We start from the raw sequence: 5,968 nt of genomic DNA on the forward strand, positions 1-5,968 counted from the left end.
AAAAACCCGCCGATGTGGCGGGTTTTGTGTCTTCTGCAGCCCTGAACGGGGAGGGGTCAGGCGCTTTCGAGGATGTCGCGTTCGTCCGGCTCGCGCAGCACGTAGCCGCGGCCCCACACGGTCTCGATGTAGTTCTTGCCGCCGGCCGATGTCGCCAGCTTCTTGCGGAGCTTGCAGATGAAGACGTCGATGATCTTCAGCTCCGGCTCGTCCATCCCGCCATAGAGATGGTTGAGGAACATTTCCTTGGTGAGCGTCGTGCCCTTGCGGAGCGAAAGCAGCTCCAGCATCTGGTATTCCTTGCCGGTCAGGTGGACCCGCTGCGATCCCACTTCGACGGTCTTGGCGTCGAGGTTGACGACCAGGTCGCCGGTGGTGATGACCGACTGGGCGTGACCCTTGGAGCGGCGGACGATGGCGTGGATGCGCGCCACCAGCTCGTCCTTGTGGAATGGCTTGGTCATGTAGTCGTCGGCGCCGAATCCAAGTCCGCGAACCTTGTCTTCGATGCCGGCCATGCCGGACAGAATCAGGATCGGGGTCTTGACCTTCGAGAGCCTGAGCGTCCGCAGGACCTCGTATCCGGACATGTCCGGCAGATTGAGATCGAGCAGAATGATGTCGTAGTCGTAAAGTTTGCCGAGATCGACGCCCTCTTCACCCAGATCCGTGGTGTACACGTTGAAGCTTTCAGACTTCAGCATCAGCTCGATGCTCTGCGCTGTGGCGCTGTCATCCTCGATCAGTAGAACCCGCATATTTATCCCCTTTTCCGCCGCCGCAAGGTCATTGAGATCCACTTACGCGATACGGATCCAGTCGTTGCCTGATTTGGAGGCTGCCATGGAATGGTTAACAAATTCTGATCAGGTTATGCAACCACTATCACAATGTTAATTCTCACTGGCATACTCCTGATTTCATTCCCAAAAATTAACTTAGATTTCTTGATGCACCACATCAAAAAACATGCCCAAGTGATTCAAAGGACTCCGGAATGACGGGCGGAAAAATCATGTTTCCTGTTTACCCCGCCTTAAACCATGACCGGTATTATTAACGATGCCCGTAAACGAAAGGTTACCGCGACGCGCGAAAAGTTAACGTCGTGGTCATTTTTCCGAAATCGGGACTGGCGAATGTGCCGGAGCAACGAGTTTCAGTAGCCGGGATCTCGCATCACGGGAGTATTGCGTATGAAGTCGCGTGAGAGCCATGTTCGCCTGAAGCAATTTCAGGTTAACGAAAAAACCCGTCAGCTTGGGCAGATCCAGCTGATGATGGCGGAAATGGAAAAGATGGCGGCCGAGCTGGAGTACCAGATCGCCGCCGAGGAGAAGAAGGCCGGCAACACCGACCCTTCCCATTTCGCCTATCCTACCTTCGCCAAGGCTGCCCGCCAGCGAGCCGACAACCTGCAGACTTCGATCCGTGAATTGAAGGTGCAGCTCGATGCGGCGGAACTGGCGCTCGAAGAGGCGCAAGCCGAATTCGAAAAGGCAACCGCGCTGGAAGAGCGCGATGCCGGGCACAGGTCAAGCCGGGCGGTCTGAGCGGGTCTCGGACGGCAAGGCTGGACATCCGACTGTCTGACCGGTCGCGGAGCAGATCCCGCGACCGCTGCAGCCGTGATTGTTCAAGCAAGTCTGCAACGCGCCCGATTGGCAGCAATCGGGCGCTTTCCGGTTTCAGACCACCACGTCCCGCCAGTCCTGGTGGCGCCGCGCCTGGGCCTTGAAGAAGGGGCACAGCGGGATGATCTTCCAGCCGCCCACCCGCGCCGCCTCGACGGCGTGAAGCGCGAGCGCCTGGCCGACACCCTTGCCGCGCAGGCTGTCGGGAACGCCGGTGTGATCGATGATGATCATCTCGGGCGAGGCGCGCGAATAGGTCATTTCCGCTTCGACGCCGTCGAGCCGGGCGACATAGCGCCCGCCGCTCGGGCCGGTTTCCTCGGTGATCTCCATGCCGTCCCCTGTTTGCCAATTGCGTCCAATCGGATATGGAGGATCCGCCCGTCGGGTCAAGCCGGGCCTGCCCCTAAAATGATGGGGGCGGCGGACCGGACCGGAGGTTTCGCGACGGTGCGACGGAAGCCGGGCCAGGTTGCGCCGGGGAGAGTGCGCCGGGGAGAGTGCGAATGCGGTTCATGCTTGCGGCGGCGCTGGTGCTGGCGTCCCTGTTCTTCGGACTGGGCATCGTCCTGCCGCTGGTGCGGTTCGAGACGCTCTATTTCTTCAACCAGTCACCCTCGCTGCTGGGCGTGATCGCCGCCCTGTGGATGGGCGACGACAGGCTGCTGGCGATCGTGGTCGCGCTGGTCTCGGTCGCCTTTCCGGTGGTCAAGCTGATCGCCATCGCCGCCGAAGGGGTGGGGATGGAGGCGCGATCCGGCCTGGCCGCCGGATTGCTGCCGCAACTGAGCCGCTGGTCGCTGATGGACGTGGTCCTGGTGGCGCTGGTGATCGTCGCCGCCAAGACCGGCGGCATAGCCCAGGCCTTTTCCCAGCCGGGCCTGTGGTTCTACGCCGGCTCGGCGCTGGCGGCAGCCTTGGCGCACGGGCTTGCCCAACGCCTCGGACCGCCGGCGCGAGGATGATCGGCGCGGCCGGGCGCAGCGGCGGGCAGGGAGGCCCGGCCTGGACCGCCCCTTGCGGAGGGAGGCATGTCTGGAGAAGGCCGCAGATCTTGCGGACCGGGCGGGCGCCGGCTGGGAGGGATCAGGGAATGGGGGTCAATGCCGGTATTGCTGGATGCGCGTGGTGCGCAGGCCGGCAAGGCCGTGGTCGCTGATCGACGACTGCCAGGAGAGGAACTCCTCAACCGTCAGCGTGTAGCGCTCACAGGCTTCCTCAAGGCTCAGAAGGCCGCCGCGGACAGCGGCCACCACTTCAGCCTTGCGCCGGATCACCCATCGGCGGGTGTTGGCGGGGGGCAAATCTGCGATGGTCAACGGACTTCCGTCGGGGCCGATCACATATTTGACGCGGGGTCGTACCATATCGGTCATTGGACTCTCTTACACACTCAAGACCTAAGACCTCACCCTACAGGCTCGAGTTTAAAAATTGCCTAAGGGCGCGGCAAGGTTTTGGTAAGTTTTGGCACACCTTGCGCCGCCGCCCGCGGTCTGGCGCCCGCAAATGCCAAGGCATCTTGTTGCGGCGGCCCGCAGACCCTATAAAGAGGGCAGGTCCTGAACGGATATCTTGCAACCGCTTGATCAGCGCCTTGAACGCTTTTGATTGCCGGGGAAGACAGTGAACACTCTCGATTTCAACAAGGACCCGCGGGATACGCGGGTGGTGGTCGCCATGTCGGGCGGCGTGGACAGCTCGGTCGTGGCGGGACTTCTCGCCCGCGAGGGCTATGACGTGCTTGGCGTGACGCTGCAGCTCTACGATCACGGCGCCGCGGTGCACCGGGCGGGCTCGTGCTGCGCCGGCCAGGACATCGACGACGCCCGAAGGGTGTGCGAAACGCTGGGGATCCCCCATTACGTGCTCGACTACGAGCAGCGCTTCCGCGAGGCGGTGATCAATCCGTTCGCCGAGAGCTATGTCTTGGGCGAAACGCCGATCCCCTGCGTGGCCTGCAACCAGACGGTCAAGTTCGCCGATCTTCTGGCGACCGCGCGCGATCTCGGCGCCGATGCGCTGGCCACGGGGCACTATATCCGCTCGCGTCCCAATCCCTCGGCGCAGCACCCGGGCCGACGGGCGCTGTATCGCCCGGTGGACGCGGAGCGCGACCAGAGCTACTTCCTGTTCGCCACCACGCAGGACCAGCTCGACTATCTCAGGTTTCCGCTGGGCGACCTGCCGAAATCGCGCACCCGCGAACTGGCCGAGGAAATGGGCCTGGGCGTCGCCAAGAAGGCCGACAGCCAGGACATCTGCTTCGTGCCGCAGGGCAAATACGCCCATGTGATCGAAAAGCTCAGGCCCAATGCCGCGCTCGCCGGCGAGATCGTCCATATCGACGGTCGCGTGCTCGGCGAACATGCCGGCATCGTGCACTACACGATCGGCCAGCGCCGCGGCATCGGCGTGGCCACCGGCGATCCGCTCTATGTGGTGCATCTCGACGCCCGTTCGCGCCGCGTCATCGTCGGTCCGCGCGAGGCGCTCGAGACCCGCCGGCTGATCCTGCGCGACGTCAACTGGCTGGGCGACGACGAACTCGGCGCGATCGGCCCTGACGGGCTCGACTGCTTCGCCAAGGTGCGCTCGACCCGGCCGCCCAGGCCGGCGATCCTGCGCGCGGCCGGCGGCGAGATCTCGGTGGAGCTTGTCGAAGGCGAGGCCGGCGTGGCGCCGGGCCAGGCCTGCGTGCTCTATTCGGCGCCCGGAGACGAGGCGCGGGTGCTGGGCGGCGGCTTCATCGACCGCTCCGAGCGCTCGCCCGTGGCCGAGGCGATGCTGTCGCACCTGCTGCGCCCGGCCGCCTGAGCCGCGCCGCACGGGACCGGCTCGCAGGCCCCTGCGTTCCCGCGTGAAATCCCTGCCGCATCGGCCGAAGGGCCGCGCCGTCAGTCGTGGCGGACGGTGCCTTCCGACAGGATCTCGATCACGGCGAGTCCGTCCGACACCGGCGTGCGCGGCGCGGCGCCGGTGGCGATGCAGTCGAGGAAATGGGCGCATTCGCGCGTGAGCGGCAGGCCGTCGGGAATCTCGACATAGTCGGGATCCACCATCTCCGACTGCCAGCCGCTGTCGTCCTCCCAGACCTTGTGGTGGTAGATCGCGAGCTTCTGGTTCCACGGCGCGACATCGTCGAACACCGCCATGGCCTTGGACCCGATGACGGTGAGCTTGCGTTCGCGGTAGGGGTTGAGCCGCGAGGCGAAGACATGGCTGCGCACGCCGCTGGCGAACTGCAGGTGCAGATGGGCGAAATCCGACAGCCGGTTGAGGACCGCCGAGCCGACGCCGCGGACGCTGACCGGCTTCTCCCCGGTGATCGCCAGAATCAGCGACAGGTCGTGCGGGGCGATGTCCCACAGCGCGTCGTTCTCGGCGTGGAACTTGCCGAGCCCGACCCGGTGCGAATGGATGTAGCGCACGGCGCCGAGCTCGCCCCGGGCGATCATCGCCTCCAGCGCCTCGAAGGCGGGATGGAAGCGCAGCACATGGCCGGTCATGGCGACGCGGTCGGAGCGGCGCGCCGCCTCCACCACCCGCCTGGCATCGGCGACCGAAAGCGCGATCGGCTTTTCGACCAGGAGATGCTTGCCGGCCTCGAGCACGGCGATGGCCTGATCGGCGTGATGGTGCGGCGGCAGCGCCAGCACCACGCCGTCGATGGCGGGGTCGGCGAGAACCGCCTCGAACGCCATTGCCGCCACGCCATGCTCCGCCGCCAGCGCCGCGGCGCGCTCGGGATGCCGGTCGGACACGGCATAGAGCGCGCCGAGCTCGGAAAAGGTGCGGGCATGGTTGGAGCCCCAGTAGCCGCAGCCGATGACGGCGATCTTCGGGCGGCTGGGCTGGGAGGGGAGGGCGCTGGGCATGGCAGGGTCGGTCCTGTTGGTCTTCTTGCTGGTCTTTGGAGGACGGATTAGACCCGATGGCCAGGCATGGCAAGGCAACCCCGCCGCTCCCGGGCGGCAGACAGCCGCGGCATGATGTCATGCGGGCGTCATGGTCCGGCCTCATAGGGAGGGTGGTGTGCGCCTGCATTGCTCCGGAAGTGGTCCCCGAAGCGACCGGTCCGGCGCGGCTTCGAGCGGGGGCGGCTCCGGCCGGCATTCCGACAAAGCCGCCCGGCCGCCCTCCACAAGATGGCCGGTGCCCCGCGGAAAAACCCCGTCAGGAAAAGCCAAAGCATGCTTGACACCGGCGCAACCCGCACCTTATATGCCGCCCGTCCGGCCCGATCACATCGGCGGCTGGCGGCGGGGTAGCTCAGCCGGTTAGAGCAGCGGAATCATAATCCGCGTGTCGGGGGTTCGAGTCCCTCTCCCGCT

General features: G+C 65.1%; 7 protein-coding genes and 1 tRNA gene. 4 read left to right on the top strand and 4 right to left on the bottom strand.

Annotated elements, in window-relative coordinates:
- Positions 1–56: 56 nt before the first annotated feature.
- On the bottom strand, positions 57–758 hold the full coding sequence (ctrA, locus tag LL06_RS14185) for a cell cycle two-component system response regulator CtrA (RefSeq protein ID WP_035528030.1): 702 nt from the start codon (positions 756–758) through the stop codon (positions 57–59).
- A gap of 438 nt (positions 759–1,196) precedes the next feature.
- Between ctrA and LL06_RS14190 the strand changes: the two genes are divergently transcribed.
- On the top strand, positions 1,197–1,553 hold the full coding sequence (locus LL06_RS14190) for a flagellar export protein FliJ (RefSeq protein WP_035528033.1): 357 nt from the start codon (positions 1,197–1,199) through the stop codon (positions 1,551–1,553).
- A 135-nt stretch (positions 1,554–1,688) separates the two neighbouring features.
- Here the strand turns inward: LL06_RS14190 and LL06_RS14195 are convergent, their stop codons facing one another.
- Positions 1,689–1,967 (bottom strand): GNAT family N-acetyltransferase, encoded by a 279-nt coding sequence (locus tag LL06_RS14195; RefSeq protein WP_035528036.1) that lies wholly within the window; start codon positions 1,965–1,967, stop codon positions 1,689–1,691.
- Between the two features lie 173 nt (positions 1,968–2,140).
- Between LL06_RS14195 and LL06_RS14200 the strand changes: the two genes are divergently transcribed.
- The gene (locus LL06_RS14200; RefSeq protein ID WP_081963975.1) at positions 2,141–2,599 is read left to right on the top strand and encodes a paraquat-inducible protein A; all 459 of its coding nucleotides are present in this window, start codon (positions 2,141–2,143) and stop codon (positions 2,597–2,599) included.
- A 135-nt stretch (positions 2,600–2,734) separates the two neighbouring features.
- On the opposite strand, the gene LL06_RS14205 is transcribed toward LL06_RS14200, so the two are convergent.
- Positions 2,735–3,010: a DUF1153 domain-containing protein gene (locus LL06_RS14205; protein WP_007198764.1), complete on the bottom strand. Its 276-nt coding sequence runs from the start codon at positions 3,008–3,010 to the stop codon at positions 2,735–2,737.
- A 250-nt stretch (positions 3,011–3,260) separates the two neighbouring features.
- On the opposite strand from LL06_RS14205, the gene mnmA reads away from it, so the two are divergent.
- On the top strand, positions 3,261–4,451 hold the full coding sequence (mnmA, locus tag LL06_RS14210; protein WP_035528046.1) for a tRNA 2-thiouridine(34) synthase MnmA: 1,191 nt from the start codon (positions 3,261–3,263) through the stop codon (positions 4,449–4,451).
- Between the two features lie 80 nt (positions 4,452–4,531).
- On the opposite strand, the gene LL06_RS14215 is transcribed toward mnmA, so the two are convergent.
- Positions 4,532–5,512 carry a Gfo/Idh/MocA family oxidoreductase gene (locus LL06_RS14215; protein ID WP_035528048.1) on the bottom strand — a complete coding sequence of 327 codons (981 nt, stop codon included), beginning with the start codon at positions 5,510–5,512 and terminating at the stop codon, positions 4,532–4,534.
- 383 nt (positions 5,513–5,895) lie between these two features.
- Here LL06_RS14215 and LL06_RS14220 point away from each other — a divergent pair.
- Positions 5,896–5,968: transfer RNA gene (locus tag LL06_RS14220), tRNA-Met, on the top strand.

It is taken from the genome of Hoeflea sp. BAL378, from assembly GCF_000759435.1.
Lineage (GTDB): Bacteria > Pseudomonadota > Alphaproteobacteria > Rhizobiales > Rhizobiaceae > Hoeflea.